A 21632-nucleotide genomic window follows, 5' to 3' on the forward strand; every position below is an offset into this window, starting at 1 on the left:
GAATATACCATCCGCCAAGCCATGGCGTCCTTGCCCGATCCACATGGTCATGTCGCGTGTTAAATTGTTGCCTTTTGTTTGCCGCGCCGCTCCCGGCCGCGGTATTTACCGAAGCAAGAGGACAGGATGACAGTCAATCAGTTGGCGCTCGCGGCCGCTTTCGCGGCAAGCGCCGCAGGCGTGGCGGGCGTGGCGGTCGCGGCCGCGCCGCGCGGTTTCACGGTCGAGGACATGGTCGCGATGGACCGCGCCGGCACCCCGGTGGTGTCGCCGGACGGCAAGCGCATCGTCTACACGGTGCGCAGCACCGACGTGGCGAAGAACAAGGGCCATACCGACCTGTACCTGGTCGACCTGGCCTCCGCCAACCCGGCGCCGCAGCGCCTGACGGCGGACGCGGCCAGCAGCACCGACCCGGAATGGTCGGGCAAGGGCGACGCCATCTATTTCCTGTCGACGCGTTCGGGGTCGGCCCAGGTCTGGCGCCTGCCGCTGCAGGGCACCAGGGCCGGCGAACCGGTCCGCGTGACCGACCTGCCGCTCGACGTCGACAACTTCCGCGTCTCGCCCACCGGCGAGCGCATCGCCTTGAGCATGGCCGTGTTCCGCGATTGCGCCGACCTGGCCTGCACCAGGGCGCGCATGGAAGCGCGCAGCAAGGACAAGGCCAGCGGCATGGTCTACGACCGCCTGTTCGTGCGCCACTGGGACACCTGGGCCGACGGCCGCAACGCCGTGCTGTACTCGGCGCCGCTGGATGCGTCCGGCAAGGTGTCGGGCGCGCCCGTCAGCCTGTCCGGCACGCTGGACGGCGACGTGCCGTCCAAGCCGTTCGGCGACCGCGAGGAATACCGCTTCAGCCCGGACGGCAAGACCGTCGTGTTCTCGGTGCGCATCGCCGGCAAGACCGAGGCGTGGTCGACCAACTTCGACCTGTACACGGTGCCGGCCGCCGGCGGCCAGGCGCCGCGCAACCTCACCGCCGACAATCCGGCCTGGGACACCAAGGGCACGTTCTCGCCGGACGGCCGCACGCTGGCGTATCTCGCCATGGCGCGCCCCGGCTTCGAAGCCGACCGCTACCAGGTCATGCTGCTGGACCTCGCCTCCGGCAAGAAGCGCAAGCTGGCGGCCGACTGGGACCGCTCGGCCGGCAACCTGCAATGGACGCAGGACGGCAAGGCGCTGGTCGTCGACGCCGAGGACGTCGGCCAGCACCGCCTGTTCTCGATCGACGTCGCCTCCGGCAAGGTGACGGCACTGACCGGCAAGGGATCGATCGGCGGCTACGACGTGCGCGCCGGCACCATCGCCTTCACCCAGGCCAACCTGCAGTCGGGCGCCCAGCTGTACGCGATGACGCCGGGCGGCACCGGCGCGAAGCCATTGACCGCGCTGAACAAGGAACGCCTGGCCGACGTGCGCTGGGGCGAATCCGAACAGTTCTCGTTCGCGGGCGCGAACGGCGACACGGTGCATGGCTACGTGATGAAGCCGTGGAACTACGAGCCGGGCAAGAAGTATCCGATCGCCTTCCTCGTCCACGGCGGCCCGCAGGGCAGCTTCGGCAATGGCTGGAGCTACCGCTGGAATCCGCAGACCTATGCCGGCGCCGGCTACGCCGCCGTGTTCATCGACTTCCACGGCTCCACCGGCTACGGCCAGAAGTTCACCGACGCGATCAGCGGCGACTGGGGCGGCAAGCCGCTCGAGGACCTGCAGAAGGGCCTGGCCGCGGCGGTGGCGAAGTACCCGTGGCTGGACCGCGCCAACGCGTGCGCGCTGGGCGCCTCGTATGGCGGCTACATGATGAACTGGATCCAGGGCAACTGGCCGGACGGCTTCAAGTGCATCGTCAACCACGACGGCGTGTTCGACACGCGCGGCATGGCCTTCTCGACCGAGGAGCAATGGTTTACCGACTGGGAAAACGGCGGTTCCTACTTCGCCGTCCCACAAAACTACGAGACATTCAATCCGGTCCTGCACGTGGCCAAATGGAAGACGCCGATGCTGGTGGTCCAGGGCGACCTCGACTTCCGCATCCCGACGGCGCAGGGCCTGTCGGCCTTCACCGCGCTGCAGCGCAAGGGCATCGAGAGCAAGCTGCTGGTCTTCCCGGATGAAAACCACTGGGTCCTGAAGCCGGCCAACTCCCTGCTGTGGCACCACACGGTGATCGGCTGGCTGGACCAGCATCTGAAGCAGCAATAAGCACCCGACCCGCTTTCCTGCGCACCCGACGCCCGCCTCGCCGCGGGCGTCGTCGTATCGGCCCCTCCTGGTTGGCGAAGCGGCACCGCTTCTACCAACAAATAGTTTCTCCCAGTATACTTGGGGTATCTTGAACACGACCATGGCCGATGGGATGACGGACACGCAGGCGGAACGCGAACTCACGCCGCAGGAATTCGATTTCGACGCGATGAATCTGCAGGTCGGCGTGCGCCTGCAACTGCTGACGCACCGGCGCATCAAGCCGGTCCAGCATTTCTCCACGCTCATCGGCTGGCTCAAGGATGAATACCTGATCGTCAAGACACCGCTGGAAAACAATGCGCCCATCGCGCTGGCCGAAGGCGAGCGCGTGACGGTCCGCGTGTTCTCGGGCACCACCGTGTGCGCGTTCGCGTGCACGGTCGAGCGCGTGTTCGGCCGGCCGCTGCTGTACGCCCACCTCTCGTTCCCGCGCGTCATCCGCGGCACGAGCCTGCGCGCGGCGATGCGGGTCAAGGTGGACATCCCGGCGCGGCTGTCCGCCGCCTGGGCCGGCGCGGCGCCGATGGAATGCCTGCTGACCAACGTCAGCGTCAACGGCGCCCGCGTCGAACTGCGCGGCGCCCTGCCGCGCGAGGAAGGCGACGTCGACCTGGCGTTCACGCTGGTGTCGCCGGCCAACGAACAGGACGTGCCCGTCCAGGCGCGGGCGGCGATCCGCAACGTCAGTCCACTGCCCGGCGGCGCGGACGCGCCGCCCGGATTCGCCTACGGGGTGCAGTTCGTGGGGCTGGATCCGGGGCACTTCACACTGTTGCAGAATTTGACTTACGAGGTGGTGCTGGCGGATCGGCAAAGGATCGTGTGATCCCCTAGAAGAAACCGGCTTCCCAAAGACGGGGCCAGTGCACGCCAGGATTGGCGGCCTGCTGCGCAGCCGTCAACGGTTCGCCACGGTAGCGCGCCAGTGCCTCCGGCCAGATCGCGGCGGTGCCGGCCAGGGCGAGCGCGACCAGTACCGCCCCAGCGACACGCTCCCGGCGCCCCGGCGTGGATGGCGCCGCAGGCACGACGGCGCGATACCAGCCCAGCGCGCAGCCGAGATACAGGGCGATCGCGATGCGACTTGCCGGCATCACGAACAAGCCGGACACGAGGCCGTCGACGAGGATCGCGACGGCGCCCGCGACCATGGCGGCATGGATGGTCCGTCCGGTCCCGTCGGCGTGAGCAATGTGCTGCCTTGCCTCCAGCAGGGCGCGCATGCCCAGGGCGAGCGCGCCGACCAGACAAGCCAGCGCCGGCAGGCCCCATTCGCTGCCGATCTGCAGCAGCCAGTCGTGGGGATGGGCAGCTTGGGATGGTTCGCCCTTGCCGTGCGCGAAATGCATCGGTCCGACGCCCAGCAACGGATGCCGTGCGACGAGCTCGACAGCGCGGCCCCACAACACCAGGCGACCGGATGCCGGATCGGCCGCCGTACGCTGCGCGGCATACGAGAAAGCGCTCAGCCCGTCGATACCGGCCACCGCCGGCAAGGCGACCAGCAGCACGAAATAGGCGAGCAAACCCAGGGCGGCGGTGGACGCTGCGGTTTTCAAATAGGGCCAGGCGGCGCCACGCAACAGGATGACGACGGCCGCACAAGCCGCCGCAAGGCCCAGCAGCGTGCCGCGTCCGGTGGTCGCCACCAGGAGCATCCACCAGCAGGCGGCAACGGCCAGCCACAGCCAGCGCAGCCGCTTGCGCGGTTCGATATGGCACAGCAGGACGAGCAGGGGTAGCGTCGCCGTCTGGACGTGATTGAAGAAGCGGATATTGCTGAAGCCGGTCGCCAGGTCGCTTTCATCGATCGCGTTGCCGAAGGCCAGGGAAGCACCGTACCTGACCGTGAATGGCAGCATCTGGAACGCACAGGCGACGCCGATGCAGCGCAGGATCGGCGGCAGCGCACCGGTGCCGAGGCGTGCGATATCGCGTCCTGCCATCACGGCGAGCAGGTACAGCATGAGCAACGATGCGACCTCGAACGCGGCGTAGGCTGTCGAGAAGGCGAAGACGCTGCCAATCGCCCCGAGCAAGAAGAAGAGCGCCACGGCCTTGCCGGCCGGGCTGCCGAACGATGTGCGAATCAGGTCGTGGCACTGCGCGAGCATCAGGCCGCTGCCCAGCACGAAGACACCGAGCTCCGTCAGGCGCTGGATATCGTGGCCGCCGGCCAGGATGAAATTCGCGCACAGGGCTGCGCACAGCAGCAGCGCGAATGGCATGTGGCGGATGGGATCGAGGTATCGTCCTTGCATCTGATGGCGATCTCAAGGTCGGGAACCGGGAGGGAACCCGCGTCCGAAAAGAAAAATGCCGCCCGGGGTGTACCAGGGCGGCATGTCGTTGAAGGCGGCAACGCTTGCCGCATCGCGGTGATTACGAACCGCTGCCGCAGATCGGACCGACGATCTTGGCGTGGTCGGCCGCAGCGACGCCGTCGGTGCAGCCCCACACGCCATCGCTGCTACGGGTCAGGGTGATGGTCGTATCTTTCACTACGGTCGGGCCGCCGACGATCTGGCAGGTCAGGCCGCCGCTAGCTGCCACGCCCATGGTGCAGTTCTTGGTTGCCGCGGTCGGCAGGCCAATGGCGGTAGCGTCCGGCGTAGCCACACCCTCGTTGACCTTGACGTCGTACGGGGTCTTGTATGCAGTGACTTCGGCCAGTGCGGCGGCGAACTTCGACTTGGCGACGTAGTTCTGGTAGGCCGGGATGGCGACCGCTGCCAGGATGCCGATGATCGCGACGACGATCATCAGTTCGATCAGGGTAAAGCCGCCTTCGGCTTTCTTGGTGATTTTCGGTGCTTGCATGGTTTCTCTCCAGGTATCGAGGGTAGTGCGTTGAAGGTGGTACTGCGTATCCGGTTACTGCTTGCTTCTGCCCTCTATCCTATGCAATCGCCGTGCCAGCTAATTTCCATGCGGAACCGTTAGTTTCCCATCAATAAAGCGGGTGCGTTCAATATTGAAGTGGCACGTTTGGTGACAATCCTTGTCACTGCACGCCGACAAAATTTGTCAGCCTGCCGAAATTTGTCGGCACATGACGTAACGTGTCGTCGTGCCGGCGCCAAAAGAAACGGGGCGCCGCAGCGCCCCGTTTCACGACTCGGTCGAAAGACCGCGGATTACAGCATGGCCTTCAGCAGGCGCGCCATTTCCGACGGGTTCTTGGTGACCTTGATGCCGCAGGCTTCCATGATTTCCAGCTTGGCTTGCGCGGTGTCGGCGCCGCCCGAGATCAGCGCGCCGGCGTGGCCCATGCGCTTGCCCGGAGGCGCGGTGACGCCAGCGATGAAGCCGACGACCGGCTTCTTCATGTTGTCCTTGATCCAGTAAGCGGCGTTCGCCTCGTCCGGGCCGCCGATCTCGCCGATCATGATGACGGCGTCGGTATCCGGATCGTCGTTGAACATCTTCATCACGTCGATGTGCTTCAGGCCGTTGATCGGGTCGCCGCCGATGCCGACTGCCGACGACTGGCCCAGGCCCAGCGCGGTCAGCTGGCCGACCGCTTCATAGGTCAGGGTGCCCGAGCGCGACACGACGCCGATGCGGCCCTTCTTGTGGATGTGGCCCGGCATGATGCCGATCTTGATTTCGTCCGGGGTGATCAGGCCCGGGCAGTTCGGACCCAGCAGCAGGGTCTTCGAACCGGCCTTGGCCATGCGATCCTTGACTTCCATCATGTCGCGGACGGGGATGCCTTCGGTGATGCAGATTGCCAGGTCCAGCTCGGCTTCCACGGCTTCCCAGATCGCGGCGGCGGCGCCTGCCGGCGGGACGTAGATGACCGACACGTTCGCGCCGGTTTCGGCCTTGGCTTCCTTGACGTTCGCGAAGATGGGGATGCCCTCGAAGTCTTCACCGGCTTTCTTCGGGTTCACGCCAGCCACGAAGGCTTCACGGCCGTTCGCGTAGTCGCGGCACATGCGGGTGTGGAACTGGCCGGTCTTGCCGGTGATACCTTGGGTGATGACTTTGGTGTCTTTGTTGATCAGAATCGACATTTTGTTTCCTTCGCGAATTAGGCTTGTCCAGCTGCAGCGGCAACGACCTGCTTCGCTGCGTCTTCCATGGTGTCGGCCGAGATGATCGGCAGGCCGGAGTCGGCCAGCATCTTCTTGCCCAGGTCTTCGTTGGTGCCCTTCATGCGGACGACCAGCGGCACTTGCAGCGACACGGCCTTCGATGCGGTGATGACGCCTTCGGCGATCACGTCGCAGCGCATGATGCCGCCGAAGATGTTGACCAGGATGGCTTTCAGGCCCGGGTTCTTCAGCATGATCTTGAACGCTTCGGTGACCTTCTCGGCCGTCGCGCCGCCGCCCACGTCCAGGAAGTTGGCCGGCTCGCCGCCGAACAGCTTGATGGTGTCCATGGTGGCCATGGCCAGGCCGGCGCCGTTCACCAGGCAGCCGATGTTGCCGTCCAGCGAGATGTAGGCCAGGTCGAATTTCGAGGCTTCGACTTCGGCCGGATCTTCTTCGTCCAGGTCGCGGTAGGCGACGATTTCCGGATGACGGAACAGGGCGTTCGAATCGAAGTTGAACTTGGCGTCCAGCGCGATGACCTTGCCCGAACCGGTCAGGATCAGCGGGTTGATCTCGGCCAGCGAGGCGTCGGTTTCCCAGTACGCCTTGTACAGGCCCTGCAGGTTGGCGCGGGCGTCGGCGACGGATTCTTCCGGCACGCCGATCTTGCGGGCGACGTCGTCGGCTTGTTCATCGGTCAGGCCGACCGACGGCTCGATCACGACGTTGTGGATCTTTTCCGGGTTGCTGTGCGCGACTTCTTCGATGTCCATGCCGCCTTCCGACGAGGCCATCAGCACGACCTTCTGGGTGACGCGGTCGGTGACCAGCGACACGTACAGTTCCTTCTTGATGTCGGCGCCTTCTTCGATCAGCAGGCGGTTGACCTTCTGGCCTTCCGGACCGGTCTGGTGCGTGACCAGCTGCATGCCCATGATCTGGTTCGCGTATTCGCGCACTTGCTCGATCGACTTGGCAACCTTGACGCCGCCGCCCTTGCCGCGGCCGCCAGCATGGATCTGTGCCTTGACAACCCAGACCGGGCCGCCGAGTTCTTCAGCGGCCTTGACGGCCTCGTCGACCGACATGCACGGAATGCCGCGCGGAACGGTCACTCCGAATTTCCGGAGGATTTCTTTGCCCTGGTACTCATGGATTTTCATGCTGGCTTCCCTTCTTCTGTTACTGATTAAGAATACGGTTGATTAAATAAAACAACGTTCGCGATACTACCCCGGCACCGCCTTCAACGCCCAGCGCGGATAGTACTGTTCGACGACGGGGCCGTCGAGGCGCAGGGCATGGCAGCGATCCAGTTCATACGGCCGTTCGGACGACGCGTCGCCCGTGCGGCTGGCCATCTCGTCGTCGGCAAAGGCCTGGATCGCCGCGGTGGGCAGGATTTGCGCGAGTTCGGTCAGGTGCGTGCAGCCGAGGACGCCGGACAGGCGGTCCTTCAGGTGCAAGCGGAAGTGTTTCAGCAGCGACAGACCGACCAGCTGTTTGTAGGCGGGATTGATCTTGTCGCAGAAACCGGGATAGGGAACGGCATCGGACGCGGCTTCGGCGTCGACGATGACCATGTCGCGATCGATGGTCACGCGCAGCTTGAGGTCGTGCACCGGCAGACCGCCGGGACGGATCCCGGTTGGCAGCGCGATGTCATGCGTCTTGACGTCGCGGATGCACGCGTCGAGGTCCCACAATCCATCGTCGCGCGCGAACGCTTCGATGGTAATGGCGCGCGTGTGCCGGAGCTGACGCGGAGCGGGTGGAGACAGGGGCATAAACACCAATGCCGGAGTGCGGCGAAAAAAATGCAGCCGTTGTGCCTGATGCACGTTGCCGCAGCTTCTACGGCAACAACCGCTCTTGCGGCGCTGCTTAAACCATGAAAGTTTAGCACAGCACGTTGACGGATGCACCGTACCCTCGGCCAAGAGAGGGTTTTTGCGGGGAAGATGCAGGAAGATGTTGCTAACTTGTACTGCCAGGAGCGCAAGCTTGCACAAGAGGCATCGGCGCGAAACACGGCGGCGATGTGGGGGAACCCGCGCAAGAAACGCACTGGCCGACAGCATGGCGGCGCCTGGGTGAAGCGCAAGCGTGCAGCGTCATCCCACCGCTTGAGGAGTATGCCCCGGCGAGGCGGCATACCGGCGGATGGCGCTGGGCGCTTGCGCCTCGGCGTTCCTCATGTCGCCGTCATCACGGAAACGACAGGCGGTCATTCACAAACCTTCGATCTGGCGCGGCGCCGCAATACGGTCCTCCCGCAATACGGTCCTCCCGCAATACGGCCCCGGCAGATCGCCACGCACCGCCGTGGACTTACAGGTCCTCGTCGTCGACATGGCCCTTGAGCGCGGCACGCACGGCGCCCTGGGAAAACCCGCGCTGCATCAGGAAACGCATCTGCTTGCTGCGCTCGGCCGCATCCTGCGGGACGCGGTCGAACTTGCGGCGCCAGACTTCCTTGGCCCGCGCCACCTCGGTTTCCTGCAGGCCCGACTTGAGCTCGGCCAGGTCCTCGCCCTGCACGCCGTGCTGCTGCAATTCGGCCAGCACGCGGCTGTTGCCGTAGCGGCCGGCGCGGCGGTGCACCAGCGACTCGGCAAAGCGTTCCTGCGACAGCCAGTTGTTACGCTCGAGGAAGTCGAGCAAGGCGTCGACGTCGTCGCCCTCCTCGGCGTAACGGGCCAGCTTGCGGCCCAGTTCGAGCCGGCTGTGCTCGCGCGTCGACAGGTACTTCAACGCGCGCGCCTTCAGGCTGAGGGGCGGTTGCCTCATCTAGCGCAAGCTCCCCGCCGCATGCCGGTCATCGACGACGATTACGCGTCGCCGTCCGCCGCCACCGGGGCAGGCGTCTCGCCGGCCGGGGCCGGCGGCAGCTCGCGCACGCCCAGGGCGGCGCGGACCTTGTTTTCGATCTCGCGCGCCAGGGCCGGACGCTCCTTCAGGTAGATACGCGCATTGTCCTTGCCCTGGCCGATGCGTTCGCCGCCGTAGCTGTACCACGAACCCGACTTCTCGACGATCTTGTTGTCCACGCCCAGGTCGATGATCTCGCCTTCGCGCGACGTGCCTTCGCCGTACAGGATGTCGAAGTGCGCTTCCTTGAACGGGGGCGCGATCTTGTTCTTGACGACCTTGACCTTGGTTTCGTTACCGATCACCTCGTCGCCCGACTTGATCGAGCCGGTACGGCGGATGTCCATGCGCACGGAGGCGTAGAACTTCAGCGCGTTGCCGCCGGTGGTGGTTTCCGGGCTGCCGAACATGACGCCGATCTTCATGCGAATCTGGTTGATGAAGATCACCAGGGTATTGGTGCGGTTGATCGACGCGGTCAGCTTGCGCAGCGCCTGCGACATCAGGCGGGCCTGCAGGCCGGGCAGCGAGTCGCCCATGTCGCCTTCGATCTCGGCGCGCGGGGTCAGGGCCGCCACGGAGTCGATGACCACGAGGTCGACGCTGCCCGAGCGCACCAGCGCGTCGGTGATTTCCAGGGCCTGCTCGCCGGTGTCCGGCTGCGAGATCAGCAGCTCGTCCAGCTTGATGCCCAGCTTTTGCGCGTAGCCGACGTCGAGCGCGTGCTCGGCGTCGATGAACGCGCAGGTGCCGCCCAGCTTCTGCATCTGGGCGATGGTCTGCAGGGTCAGCGTGGTCTTGCCCGACGATTCCGGGCCATAGATCTCGACGATGCGGCCGCGCGGCAGGCCGCCGACGCCCAGGGCGATGTCCAGGCCCAGCGAGCCGGTGGAGACGGTCTGGACTTCCTCGACCGGCGCATTGGCGTCCATGCGCATGACGGAGCCCTTGCCGAATTGCTTTTCGATCTGCGCGAGGGCTGCCGCCAGCGCCTTGCCCTTCTCAGCTACGTTCAGTGCAGTTTTTTTGTCGTCCATGATATTCATTCAGTCCTAGAGTGAACCAAGATAGGGGCCGCTCGCGCGATTTCAATAGGAAGTACTGTATAAAATCCCAGTGGTTTTGGCAAGGACTATTTACGCCGGCTTGACCGATTCGACATGTTGCGACTTATCAAACACAATAGGCGGACAAGCCAAGTCCAACGTTTCACAAGGGGGTGCCACCATGCGTATTTTACTAGCCGAGGATGATAGCGTACTGGCGGACGGCCTGACGCGCTCCTTGCGCCAGTCCGGCTACGCCATCGACTGCGTGAAGAACGGCCAGGACGCCGACACCGCCCTGTCGACGCAGGAGTTCGACCTCCTGATCCTCGACCTCGGCCTGCCGCGCCTGCCCGGCCTCGACGTGCTGCGCCGCCTGCGCGCGCGCGGCTCGCTGCTGCCGGTGCTGATCCTCACCGCCGCCGACTCCATCGAGCAGCGCGTGAACGGCCTGGACGCCGGCGCCGACGACTACATGCCCAAGCCCTTCGCGCTGTCCGAGCTGGAGGCGCGGGTACGCGCGCTGACGCGGCGCGGCCAGGGCGGCGGCTCGACCGTCATCCGCCACGGCCCGCTGGTGTACGACCAGGTCGGCCGCAGCGCCACCATCAACGACCAGATGCTGGAACTGTCGGCGCGCGAGCTGGGCCTGCTGGAAATCCTGCTGGCGCGCACCGGCCGCCTGGTCTCCAAGGAACAGCTGGTCGACCACCTGTGCGAATGGGGCGAAGAGGTGTCGAACAACGCCATCGAGGTCTACGTGCACCGCCTGCGCAAGAAGATCGAGACCGGCGGCATCCGCATCGCCACTGTGCGCGGCCTCGGCTACTGCCTGGAACGCTATGCCGACAGCGCGCGCAAGATGGCGCAGGCCGGCGGCGAAGGCAAGTGAAGCGCGGCGACGCCGGCGCCATCGACCGGCTGCCGGCGCCGGCGGACGCCCTGTACGTCCCGCCCCGCACCGAGCCCGAGGAAAGCATCCAGCACTCGCTGTTCGGCGAGATCCTCGACTGGATGCTGGCCCCGCTGCTGCTGCTGTGGCCGATGAGCATCGCCATCACCTACCTGGTGGCCAAGTCGATCGCCAACCAGCCGTTCGACCATGCGCTGGAAGACAGCGTCACCGTGCTGGCCCAGCAGGTCAAGGAAGTCGATGGCCGGGTCGTCACGCGGCTGCCCGGCACCGCGCGCGACTTCCTGCGCGCCGACGACGTCGACAGCGTGTATTTCCAGGTCAGCGGCCCGCGCGGCGAGGTCGTCGACGGCGACCGCGACCTGCCCCAGCCGCCGCCCGAGGACGCCGAGCGCAGCGGGCGCGTGCACTTCCGCAACGAGAGCCTGCACGGCACGGCCGTGCGCGTCGCCTATGCCTGGGTCAACCTGCGCCCGCTGGCCGAACCGAAGGCCGGGCCGCCGCTGGCGCTGGTGCAGGTGGCGGAGACGCTGGACAAGCGCGCCCAGCTCGCCAACGCCATCATCAAGGGCGTGATCCTGCCCCAGTTCATCATCCTGCCCGTGATCCTGGCCCTGGTCTGGTTCGCCCTGTCGCGCGGGCTGTCGCCGCTGGCCCAGCTGCAGGAGCGCATCCGCGCCCGCCCGCCCGACGACCTGTCACCGATCGACTCGCGCCAGGTGCCGGAAGAGATCTCGCCGCTGGTCGGCTCGCTCAACGACATGCTGGCGCGCCTGGCCCATACCATCGACGCCCAGAAGCGCTTCATCGCCGACGCCGCGCACCAGATGAAGACGCCGCTGGCCGGCATGCGCATGCAGTCGGAACTGGCGCTGCGCCAGGTCGACCCGGACGAGATCCACCGCTCGCTGGAACAGCTGGCCAAGAGTTCGGAGTCGGCCACGCGCCTGGTCAACCAGCTGCTGGCGCTGGCGCGCGCGGAAAACCAGCCGCATGCCGGCCTGGCCCTGGGGCCGCTCGACCTGGGCCGGCTCGCGCGCGACGTCGTGCTCGACTGGGTGCCGGCCTCGTTCGCCCACGAGATCGACCTCGGCTACGAAGCCCCGGATGCCGATGGCGACGGCGACGGCGAGGAAGCCGCCATCGAGATCGCCGGCAACCCGATGATGCTGCGCGAGCTGCTGTCGAACCTGATCGACAACGCGCTGCGCTACACGCTGCCGGGCGGCAGCGTCACCGTGCGCGTGCGCGCCGCCGACGGGCGCGCCATGCTGGAGGTCGAGGACACCGGTCCCGGCATTGCCCCGGCCGAGCGCGCGCGCGTGTTCGAGCGCTTCTACCGCATCCTCGGCTCGAGTGTGTCCGGCTCCGGCCTGGGGCTGGCGATCGTGCGCGAGATCGCCGTCCAGCACGGCGCCGACATCGGCGTCTTCGACAACCCGCGCAGCACCAGCAAGACCTTCCCGGGCAGCCTGTTCCGGCTGACCTTCCCGCCACCCGCCACGCCAGAACCCGATGCCGATTGACGCCGCCCCCTCCTCCGTTCCCGATCCCGCTGCCGGCACGCCGGCCGGCGCCGAGCGCCGCGCGCGCATCGTCGCCGCGCGCGCGCGCCACTGGGCCAAGGCGCGCCGGCTGGTCGGGTGGCTGCTGGCGCTGTGGCTGGCCACCAGCTTCTGCACCGTGTTCTTCGCGCGCGACCTGGCGCACCTGTCGGTGTTCGGCTGGCCGCTGTCGTTCTACCTGGCGGCCCAGGGCGCCTCGCTGACCTACCTGGCGATCATCGGCGCCTATGCCTGGCGCATGCGCGTGCTCGACCGCGCCTTCGCGCGCCAGCTCGGGGACGAGGCGTGAACGGCGCCACGCCCAAGGCGGCCAAAGCGGACGCCAAGGCGGACGCGAAGGCCGGCACGCGCCGCTACTTCCGGCGCCTGTCGCGCTACTACCTGTGGTTCACGCTGTGCTTCGGCATGTTCCTGGCGGCGCTGGGCATCCTCGAAAAGGAGGGCATGCCGCGCCAGTGGATCGGCCACCTGTACATGTTCGCCACCATCGTGCTGTACGCCACCATCGGCGTGGTCGCGCGCACGTCGAACGTGTCCGAGTACTACGTGGCCGGGCGGCGCGTGCCCGCGCTGTTCAACGGCATGGCCACCGCCGCCGACTGGATCTCGGCGGCCAGCTTCATCAGCCTGGCCGGCACGCTCTACCTGCACGGCTTCGACGCCCTCGCCTACGTGATGGGCTGGACCGGCGGCTACTGCCTGGTGGCCCTCCTGATCGCGCCGCACCTGCGCCGCTTCGCCCAGTACACGGTGCCCGACTTCCTGGCGGTGCGCTACGGCGGCGCCCCGGACGGCAACGACCGGCGCGGCAAGCAGGTGCGCGCCCTGTCGGTGGCCGCCACCATCGTGGTCTCGTTCACCTACGTCGTCGCGCAGATCTACGCGGTGGGCCTGATCACCTCGCGCTTCACCGGCGTCGACTTCTCGGTCGGCATCTTCCTGGGCCTGGCCAGCATCCTGTTCTGTTCCTTCCTGGGCGGGATGCGCGCCATCACCTGGACGCAGGTGGCGCAGTACATCATCATCCTGGTCGCCTTCCTGATCCCGACCATGTGGCTGTCGATGAAATTCGCCGGCAATCCGGTGCCGCAGGTGGCCTACGGTTCCGTGCTGCCGAAGCTGGCCCTGCGCGAAGCCGAGCTGGCGATCGATCCCAAGGAAGAGGAGGTGCGCGCGCGCTTTCGCGCCCGCGCCGACGACTACGGCAGGCGCCTGGCCGGCCTGCCGCAATCGTGGGAAGCCGGCAAGGTCGAGGCGCAGCGGCGCCTGGACGCGGCGCGCGGCCGCAACGCCTCGCTGGGCGAGATCCGCGCCGCCGAGCGCGAGCTGATGGACTACCCGCGCAATGCCGACGAGGCGGCGCGCGCGTGGGCCGAGCTGCGCAGCGCCAACCTGCAGCGCGCCCGTCCGCCCGAGCCGCACACCGAACCCTTCCCCGGCGACACGCGCGAGGAGTCCGACATCCGCCGCAACAACTTCCTGGCGCTGGTGTTCTGCCTGATGTTCGGCACCGCCGCCCTGCCGCACATCCTGATGCGCGCCTACACCACGCCCTCGGTGCACGAGACGCGCGTGTCGGTGTTCTGGACGCTGTTCTTCATCCTGCTGATCTACCTGACGATGCCGGCGCTGGCGGTGCTGGCCAAGTACGACATCTACACGGCGCTGGTGGGCAGCGACTACGCCTCGCTGCCGAGCTGGGTGGCCTACTGGTCGAACGTGGACAAGGCCAATCCCCTGATCAGCATCGTCGACATCAATGGCGACGGCGTCGTGCAGCTGGCCGAGATCGCGATCGATGGCGACGTGCTGACGCTGGCCACGCCGGAGATCGGCGGCCTGCCCTACGTGATTTCGGGCCTGGTGGCGGCGGGCGGCCTGGCGGCGGCGCTGTCGACGGCCGACGGCCTGCTGCTGGCGATCTCGAACGCGCTGTCGCACGACATCTATTTCAAGATCGTCGACCCGGGCGCCTCGACGCAGAAGCGGGTGACGATCTCCAAGCTGCTGCTGCTGGCGGTGGCGTTCATCGCGGCCTACGCGGCCTCGCAGAAGCCGGCCGACATCCTGTCGCTGGTGGGCGCGGCGTTCTCGCTGGCGGGGTCGACGATGTTCCCGGCGCTGGTGGCCGGCGTGTTCTGGAAGCGCGCCAACTACCCGGGCGCGGTGGCGGGCATGGTCGCGGGCTTCGTGGTGTGCCTGTACTACATGCTGCACGCGAACCCGATCCTGGGCGGCAGCGCGGACGCGGCGTGGTTCCACATCGCGCCGATCTCGGCGGGGGTGTTCGGGGTGCCGGCGGGGGCGGCCGTGCTGGCGGTCGTGAGCCTGCTGACGACGCCGCCGCCGGCGGCGAGCGCGGGACTGGTCGATCACGTGCGGGCGCCGGAATAAAACCGTCACCGCAAAAAACCGTCGCCCCGGCGCAGGCCGGGGCCCAATGTGCACGCGGTTCGACGGCGCCTGCATGCATTGGGCCCCGGCCTTGCGCCGGGGCGACGGCGTGACGCTAACTCAGATGACGATGGTCTGGTGCTCGCCCTCGGCGCGCGCGCGGATCTCGCCGATGCGGTACACGGTCTCGCCGGCCGCCTGCAGCTGGGCCAGTGCGGCGTCGGCGTTTTCCTTCGCCACGATCACGGTCATGCCGATGCCGCAGTTGAACACGCGGTGCATTTCCGAATCGGCCACGCCGCCGTGCTGCTGCAGCCACTGGAACAGCGGCGGCAGGGTCCACGACTTCGCCTCCAGCACGGCCGTCAGGTTGTCCTGCAATACGCGCGGGATGTTCTCGACCAGGCCGCCGCCGGTGATGTGCACCAGGCCCTTCACTTCCATCGACTGCATCAGCGCCAGCAGCGGCTTGACGTAGATGCGGGTCGGTTCCATCAGCGCATCGGCCAGCTTCCTGCCGTGGAAATCGGCTTCCAGGTCCGGCTTGGCGACGTCGATGATCTTGCGCACCAGCGAGTAGCCGTTCGAGTGGATGCCCGACGAGGCCAGGCCCAGCACCACGTCGCCCGGGACGATCTTCGTGCCGTCGATGATCTGCGATTTTTCCACCGCGCCGACGGCGAAGCCGGCCAGGTCGTATTCGCCGTCCGGGTACATGCTCGGCATCTCGGCGGTCTCGCCGCCGATCAGCGCGGCGCCGGCCTGCTCGCAGCCGGCCGCGATGCCCTTCACCACGGCGGTGGCGGTGGGCACGTCCAGCTTGCCGCAGGCAAAGTAGTCGAGGAAGAACAGCGGCTCGGCGCCCTGCACCAGGATGTCGTTGACGCTCATGGCGACCAGGTCGATGCCGACGGTGTCGTGACGGTTCAGTTCGAAGGCCAGCTTGAGCTTGGTGCCGACGCCGTCGGTACCGGAGACCAGCACCGGCTCCTTGTATTTCTTGCTGATTTCAAACAGCGCACCAAAGCCGCCGATGCCGCCGAGCACGCCTTCGCGCATGGTGCGCTTGGCAAACGGTTTGATCGCTTCGACCAGGGCGTCGCCGGCATCGATATCGACACCGGCGTCGCGGTAGGAGAGAGAAACATTAGATGGTTGGCTCATGGTATTTGGCAGCGGAGGCGGTAAAATAGAAGGCGGTTGATCAATTGAACACGCTCGCGACGCTGCCGCCAACGGCCAACTGGTCAATCCGTTATTTTATCAAAACGGCCCGCTCCGACGCCGTTTTCACCGCCATAACAATAAAACCAGGATTTTTTTGACGTGAGAACCGCGCGATGAAACAGCTGGTGCTCGATTTAGGCGCCGAGCCGGCGTACAGCCTCGACACCTTCCAGATAGGCGAGAATGCCGAAATGGCGCACCTGATGCACCAGTTCGCGCAGCGCGCCTCGCGCGAGCATTTCTGCTACCTGTGGGGGGAAACGGGCGCCGGCAAGACGCACCTGCTGCAGGGCCTGGCCGCGACCGACGGCGCGCGCTACATCGCGCCCGGCGCCGGCGCCGCCGCATTCACGTACGCGCCGGACACCAGCCTCTACCTCGTCGACGACATCGACCAGCTCTCGCCGCCGCGCCAGATCGACGCCTTCGCGCTGTTCAACCAGGTGCGCGAGCACGGCGCCTACATGGTCTGCACGGGACCGGTGCCGCCGGCCGTGCTGCCGGTGCGCGAAGACCTGCGCACGCGCATGGGCTGGGGCCTGGTCTACCAGGTGCACGGCCTGTCGGACGACCAGAAGATCGACGTCCTCACCCAGGCGGCCGAAGCGCGCGGTTTGACGCTGTCGGCCAGCGTGTTACCCTACCTGCTGTCCCATTTCAAGCGCGACATGCGCTCCCTGTCGACCATGCTGGATGCGCTCGACCAGTATTCGCTCGAGACCCAGCGCCCGGTCACGGTCCCTTTGCTGCGCGATTTGTTGCTCCAGGGAAATCAAAGCGCTACGCCACACAACGAAACCAAAGAATGAAGAACCTCGCGCTGTTTGACCTCGACCACACCCTGCTGCCGATCGATTCCGATCACGAGTGGGGCGAGTTCCTGGTCCGCCAGGGCGTCGTGGATGCCGACGCATACCAGCGCCGCAACGACGCCTTTTTTGCCCAGTACCAGGCCGGCAAGCTCGACCCGGTCGAATACCTCGAATTCGCGCTCGGCACGCTGGCCGGCTTCGCCCCGGCCGCCCTGCGCGACCTGCACGGCCAGTACCTGCGCGACGTGATCGCGCCGGCCATCCGCCCCACCGCCCGCGCGCTGCTCAGGCAGCACCAGGACGCCGGCGACCTGGTGGCGATCATCACCGCCACCAATGCCTGGCTGACCGCGCCGATCGCCCGGCTGCTCGACGTCGAGCACCTGATCGCCGCCCGGCCGGAGCTGGACGCCGGCGGCCATCCGACCGGCCGCCTGGACGGCCTGCCGTCCCACGGCCCCAACAAGGTCACCCACATGCACGCCTGGCTGGAGGGCCTGGGCCGGCAGTTCGACAGCTTCGAGCGCAGCTACTTCTACAGCGATTCGCACAACGATATCCCGCTGCTGTCGGTCGTCTCGCATCCGGTGGCGACCAACCCGAGCGCCACGCTCCGCCAACACGCAACCGCCAACGGCTGGCCCTTACTGCATCTGTTCAATGATTAAAAAATTCATCCGTAAAATCCTTGGCGTGAAAGACGAGCGCGACCCCACCGAACCGGTGATCCTCGGCCCGGACGAGCACGGCATCGACCCGAAGCTGCTGTCGTCCAACGCCATCCGCGTCACCCAGACCCTGCAGGAAGCGGGCTTCAAGGCCTTCGTCGTCGGCGGCGCGGTGCGCGACCTGCTGCTGGGCGTGAAGCCCAAGGACTTCGACATCGCCACCGACGCCACGCCGGAAGAAGTCAAGAAGCTGTTCCGGCGCGCCTTCATCATCGGCCGCCGCTTCCAGATCGTGCACGTGATGTTCGGCCAGGACCTGCTGGAAGTGACCACCTTCCGCGGCCGCGGCAGCGACAACGCGCCCAAGGACGAACACGGCCGCGTCCTGCGCGACAACAACTTCGGCCCGCAGCACGAGGACGCCGAGCGGCGCGACTTCACCATCAACGCCATGTACTACGATCCGGCCACCCAGACGGTGCTGGACTACCACGGCGGCATCGAGGACATCCGCGCGAAGATCCTGCGCATCATCGGCCAGCCGGAAGCGCGCTACCGCGAAGACCCGGTGCGCATGCTGCGCGTGGTGCGCTTCGCCGCCAAGCTGCAGTTCACGATCGAGCCGGCCACGCGCGCGCCGATCCCCGTCATGGCCCCGCTGATCAACAACGTGCCGGCCGCGCGCGTATTCGACGAGATGCTCAAGCTCCTGATGAGCGGCCACGCGCTGGCCTGCCTGAAGGAGCTGCGCTCGTCCGGCCTGCACCACGGCCTGCTGCCGCTGCTGGACGTGGTGCTGGAGCAGCCGATCGGCATGAAGTTCGTCACGCTGGCGCTGGACTCGACTGATGCGCGCGTGCGCGCCGGCAAGGGCGTCTCGCCGGGCTTCCTGTTCGCCTCGCTGCTGTGGCACCAGGTGCTGGAAAAGTGGAACGCCTACCGCGCCGCCGGCGAGGCCCCGATCCCCGCGCTGCACCTGGCCGCCGACGACGTGCTCGACAACCAGACCGACAAGCTGGCCCTGCAGCGCCGCATCGCCACCGACATGCGCGACATCTGGGCCATGCAGCCGCGCTTCGAGCGCCGCAACGGCAAGGCGCCGTACAAGCTGCTGGAGCACCCGCGCTTTCGCGCCGGCTTCGACTTCCTGCTGCTGCGCTGCGAATCGGGCGAGCTGGACGCGGAAGTCGGCCACTGGTGGACCACCTTCTACGCCGGCGACGTGGCCGAGCGCGAACGCCTGGTCAATGCGGCGCGCGAGACCGCGCCGGCCGCCGCGAAAAAGCGTCCGCGCCGCCGCGGCCCGCGCAAGACCGGCGAAGGCGAAGCCATGGGCAGCGCCGCCGCCGACCAGGGCGCGGCCGGCGAATGATCGCCTGGATCGGCATCGGCGCCAACCTGGGCGACGCGCGCGCGAACGTGCTCGACGCCGTCGCGCGCCTGCGGCGCCTGCCCGGCACGCGCCTGCTGGGCGCGTCGTCGCTGTACCGCACGGCGCCGATCGATTCCGCCGGCCCCGACTACGTCAACGCGGTGGCGGCCGTCGACACCACGCTCGACGCCCACGCGCTGCTGCGCGCGCTGCTGGACATCGAACTGGCGCACGGCCGCGAACGCCCCTACCGCAACGCGCCGCGCACCCTCGACCTCGACCTGCTGCTGTACGGCGACCAGGTCATCGCCGACGCGCCCGCGCTGCTGGTCCCGCACCCGCGCATGCACGAGCGCGCCTTCGTGCTGGCGCCGCTGGCCGAAGTGGCGCCCGAACTGCGCATTCCTGGCCGCGGCACGGTGGCGTCGCTGCTGCCGGGCGTGGCCGACCAATCCATCGAAAGGCTAAGCTGAATGCAAATTCCCGTCATCGTCCAGACCGGCGGCCTGCTGGTGCTGTCCAACGTGTTCATGACCTTCGCGTGGTACGGCCACCTGAAGAACCTGTCCAACAAGGCCTGGTACGTCGCCGCCCTGATCAGCTGGGGCATCGCGCTGTTCGAGTACCTGCTGCAGGTGCCGGCCAACCGCATCGGCGCCACCCAGTACAACCTGGGCCAGCTGAAGATCATGCAGGAAGTAATCACCCTGTCCGTGTTCGTGCCGTTCGCCGTGTTCTACATGGACCAGCCGTTCAAGCTCGACTACGTGTGGGCGGCGCTGTGCATGCTGGGGGCGGTGTACTTCATTTTCCGGTCCTGACCGGCGGCCCGGCGATTTACGGTGCAGAATAGCGGCCGGCGCATATCGGCGCCGGTGTTTGATTTTCAGAGGAATACTATGAGCGGATATTTGGGTGGCAAGGACATGGCGGCGCCGGGACAGACGAACGTGGCGGCCGCGCCCGCCAAGCCGCTGCCGAAGGCCGTCACCATCCCGTCGCTGCTGGCGATGCGCGCGGCCGGCGAGAAGATCGCCATGCTGACCTGCTACGACGCCAGCTTCGCCGCGCTGATGGACCGCTGCGGCGTCGAGATCCTTTTGATCGGCGATTCGCTGGGCATGGTCTGCGCGGGCCACGATTCGACGCTGCCGGTGACGGTGGCCGACGTCGCCTACCACACCGCGTCCGTCAAGCGCGGCAACAAGAATGCCCTGGTGCTGGCCGACCTGCCCTTCGGCAGCTACGGCACCCGGGAGCAGGCCTACGACAACTGCGCCACGCTGATGCGCGCCGGCGCCCAGATGATCAAGATCGAGGGCGGCGCGTGGCTGGCCGACACGGTGCGCTTCCTGGTCGAGCGCGGCATCCCGGTGTGCGCCCACATCGGCCTGACGCCGCAGTTCGTGCACCAGCTGGGCGGCTACCGGGTGCAGGGCAAGACCGACGCCGGCGCCGAGCAGCTCAAGCGCGACGCCAAGGCATTGCAGGATGCCGGCGCGGCCATCGTGCTGCTCGAAGCCGTGCCGGCCGCCCTCGGCAAGGAAGTCACGGACATGCTGCACGTGCCGACCATCGGCATCGGCGCCGGCCCGGACTGCTCGGGCCAGGTGCTGGTGATGCACGACCTGCTGGGCGTGTTCCCGGGCCGCAAGGCGCGCTTCGTGCGCAACTTCATGGACGGCCAGACCAGCATCGACGCGGCCGTCACCGCCTACGTCGCGGCCGTCAAGGACGGCAGCTTCCCGGCGCCAGAACACTGCTTCTGACCGTATGATGGGGGCATGGACACTTCGCCCCCTCCTTCCCTGCGCCTGTTCCTGGCGCTGTGGCCCGACGACGCCGTGCGCGAACGCCTGCGCGCCGCGCGCGACGCCTGGGCCTGGCCGCGCGGCGCCACGCCGGTCGCCACCGGCAAGCTGCACCTGACGCTGCACTTCCTCGGCGCGGTGCCCGCCGAACGCCTGCCCGACCTGCGCGCCGGCTTTGCCGTTCCCTGTCCTCCCTTCGACCTGCGCCTGGGCCGTCCCGCGCTGTGGCACGGCGGCATCGCCGTGCTGGCGCCGCACGAACAGCCCACCGCACTGCTCGACCTGCAGGCGCGGCTGGCGGAGGCGCTGGCCAGCCTGGGCCTGCAGCCGGAAGCGCGCGCCTACCGGCCGCACGTGACGATGGCGCGGCGCGCGGGCAAGGTCGCGTTGCCGCCACAGGGACCCGACATCGGCTGGCATGTGAATGGATATGCGCTGGTGGCGTCGGGGCCGGAGGGCTACGCCGTGCTGCAAGAATATTCGTGCGCCGATTGAACGCGTGGACGGGAAACCCGTCCACCCTACCCTTGCATTGCGCGTAGGGTGGACGGCTCCGCCGTCCACGCGTTCAGGCACCGCAAAACAACCGCGGCATCAGCCCCGTTTCACGACACCCGCATTCAGCGCGATCACGATCCCCGACACCGACAG

General features: G+C 67.2%; 21 protein-coding genes. 13 read left to right on the forward strand and 8 right to left on the reverse strand.

The genetic code is table 11. The annotated features are described in order from the left end of the window. Nucleotides 1–126: 126 nt before the first annotated feature. On the forward strand, nt 127–2214 hold the full coding sequence (locus QZ749_RS01130; protein WP_296942364.1) for a S9 family peptidase: 2088 nt from the start codon (nt 127–129) through the stop codon (nt 2212–2214). A 130-nt stretch (nt 2215–2344) separates the two neighbouring features. Next, nucleotides 2345–3085, forward strand: coding sequence for a flagellar brake protein (locus QZ749_RS01135; protein ID WP_296942366.1), 741 nt, complete (start codon nt 2345–2347; stop codon nt 3083–3085). A 4-nt stretch (nt 3086–3089) separates the two neighbouring features. Here the strand turns inward: QZ749_RS01135 and QZ749_RS01140 are convergent, their stop codons facing one another. The 7 genes from QZ749_RS01140 to recA form a co-directional block, all read right to left on the reverse strand. Further along, entirely contained in the window at nt 3090–4487 is a 1398-nt protein-coding gene (locus QZ749_RS01140) for an O-antigen ligase (protein WP_296942368.1), read from the reverse strand. A gap of 154 nt (nt 4488–4641) precedes the next feature. Further along, nucleotides 4642–5079 (reverse strand): pilin, encoded by a 438-nt coding sequence (locus QZ749_RS01145; RefSeq protein WP_296942370.1) that lies wholly within the window; start codon nt 5077–5079, stop codon nt 4642–4644. A gap of 317 nt (nt 5080–5396) precedes the next feature. Beyond that, entirely contained in the window at nt 5397–6278 is an 882-nt protein-coding gene (gene sucD, locus QZ749_RS01150; protein WP_290414538.1) for a succinate--CoA ligase subunit alpha, read from the reverse strand. A gap of 17 nt (nt 6279–6295) precedes the next feature. After that, nucleotides 6296–7465: an ADP-forming succinate--CoA ligase subunit beta gene (gene sucC / locus QZ749_RS01155; protein WP_296942372.1), complete on the reverse strand. Its 1170-nt coding sequence runs from the start codon at nt 7463–7465 to the stop codon at nt 6296–6298. Nucleotides 7466–7531: 66 nt separating this feature from the next. Continuing rightward, a complete protein-coding gene (locus QZ749_RS01160; RefSeq protein WP_373896764.1) occupies nt 7532–8143 on the reverse strand; it encodes a DUF2889 domain-containing protein in 612 nt (203 codons plus the stop codon). 490 nt (nt 8144–8633) lie between these two features. Beyond that, the gene (gene recX / locus QZ749_RS01165) at nt 8634–9092 is read right to left on the reverse strand and encodes a recombination regulator RecX (RefSeq protein WP_296942375.1); all 459 of its coding nucleotides are present in this window, start codon (nt 9090–9092) and stop codon (nt 8634–8636) included. A 41-nt stretch (nt 9093–9133) separates the two neighbouring features. Continuing rightward, entirely contained in the window at nt 9134–10210 is a 1077-nt protein-coding gene (gene recA, locus QZ749_RS01170; RefSeq protein WP_296942377.1) for a recombinase RecA, read from the reverse strand. 190 nt (nt 10211–10400) lie between these two features. On the opposite strand from recA, the gene QZ749_RS01175 reads away from it, so the two are divergent. The 4 genes from QZ749_RS01175 to QZ749_RS01190 all read left to right on the forward strand — a co-directional run bounded on the left by QZ749_RS01175 (nt 10401) and on the right by QZ749_RS01190 (nt 15091). Then, nucleotides 10401–11111 (forward strand): response regulator transcription factor, encoded by a 711-nt coding sequence (locus tag QZ749_RS01175; RefSeq protein ID WP_296942379.1) that lies wholly within the window; start codon nt 10401–10403, stop codon nt 11109–11111. Next, on the forward strand, nt 11108–12658 hold the full coding sequence (locus QZ749_RS01180; RefSeq protein WP_296942381.1) for a sensor histidine kinase: 1551 nt from the start codon (nt 11108–11110) through the stop codon (nt 12656–12658). The genes QZ749_RS01175 and QZ749_RS01180 overlap by 4 nt, the downstream gene beginning before the upstream one ends. After that, nucleotides 12648–12986, forward strand: coding sequence for a DUF4212 domain-containing protein (locus QZ749_RS01185; RefSeq protein ID WP_373896765.1), 339 nt, complete (start codon nt 12648–12650; stop codon nt 12984–12986). The genes QZ749_RS01180 and QZ749_RS01185 overlap by 11 nt, the downstream gene beginning before the upstream one ends. Nucleotides 12987–13063: 77 nt before the next feature. Then, complete coding sequence (locus tag QZ749_RS01190) at nt 13064–15091, forward strand: sodium:solute symporter family protein (RefSeq protein ID WP_296942410.1); 2028 nt, start codon at nt 13064–13066, stop codon at nt 15089–15091. A gap of 120 nt (nt 15092–15211) precedes the next feature. On the opposite strand, the gene purM is transcribed toward QZ749_RS01190, so the two are convergent. Continuing rightward, nucleotides 15212–16255: a phosphoribosylformylglycinamidine cyclo-ligase gene (gene purM, locus QZ749_RS01195; RefSeq protein ID WP_296942383.1), complete on the reverse strand. Its 1044-nt coding sequence runs from the start codon at nt 16253–16255 to the stop codon at nt 15212–15214. A gap of 176 nt (nt 16256–16431) precedes the next feature. Here purM and hda point away from each other — a divergent pair, with 176 nt between their 5' ends. The 7 genes from hda to thpR all read left to right on the forward strand — a co-directional run bounded on the left by hda (nt 16432) and on the right by thpR (nt 21476). Beyond that, on the forward strand, nt 16432–17127 hold the full coding sequence (gene hda, locus QZ749_RS01200) for a DnaA regulatory inactivator Hda (protein ID WP_296942385.1): 696 nt from the start codon (nt 16432–16434) through the stop codon (nt 17125–17127). Continuing rightward, on the forward strand, nt 17124–17798 hold the full coding sequence (locus QZ749_RS01205) for an HAD family phosphatase (protein WP_296942387.1): 675 nt from the start codon (nt 17124–17126) through the stop codon (nt 17796–17798). Before hda ends, QZ749_RS01205 begins: the two co-directional genes overlap by 4 nt. After that, nucleotides 17791–19170, forward strand: coding sequence for a polynucleotide adenylyltransferase PcnB (gene pcnB / locus QZ749_RS01210; RefSeq protein WP_296942390.1), 1380 nt, complete (start codon nt 17791–17793; stop codon nt 19168–19170). Before QZ749_RS01205 ends, pcnB begins: the two co-directional genes overlap by 8 nt. Next, nucleotides 19167–19643, forward strand: a complete 477-nt coding sequence (folK, locus tag QZ749_RS01215) for a 2-amino-4-hydroxy-6-hydroxymethyldihydropteridine diphosphokinase (protein ID WP_296942392.1) — start codon at nt 19167–19169, stop codon at nt 19641–19643. Before pcnB ends, folK begins: the two co-directional genes overlap by 4 nt. Continuing rightward, on the forward strand, nt 19644–19991 hold the full coding sequence (locus tag QZ749_RS01220; RefSeq protein ID WP_296942394.1) for a DMT family protein: 348 nt from the start codon (nt 19644–19646) through the stop codon (nt 19989–19991). A 78-nt stretch (nt 19992–20069) separates the two neighbouring features. Beyond that, nucleotides 20070–20939 carry a 3-methyl-2-oxobutanoate hydroxymethyltransferase gene (gene panB / locus QZ749_RS01225; RefSeq protein ID WP_373896766.1) on the forward strand — a complete coding sequence of 290 codons (870 nt, stop codon included), beginning with the start codon at nt 20070–20072 and terminating at the stop codon, nt 20937–20939. Nucleotides 20940–20954: 15 nt separating this feature from the next. Then, nucleotides 20955–21476 (forward strand): RNA 2',3'-cyclic phosphodiesterase, encoded by a 522-nt coding sequence (gene thpR, locus QZ749_RS01230; RefSeq protein ID WP_296942395.1) that lies wholly within the window; start codon nt 20955–20957, stop codon nt 21474–21476. The last annotated feature ends 156 nt before the right edge of the window (nt 21477–21632 follow it).

It is taken from the genome of uncultured Massilia sp., from assembly GCF_913773735.1.
In the GTDB taxonomy this organism is placed as follows: Bacteria; Pseudomonadota; Gammaproteobacteria; order Burkholderiales; family Burkholderiaceae_D; genus Telluria.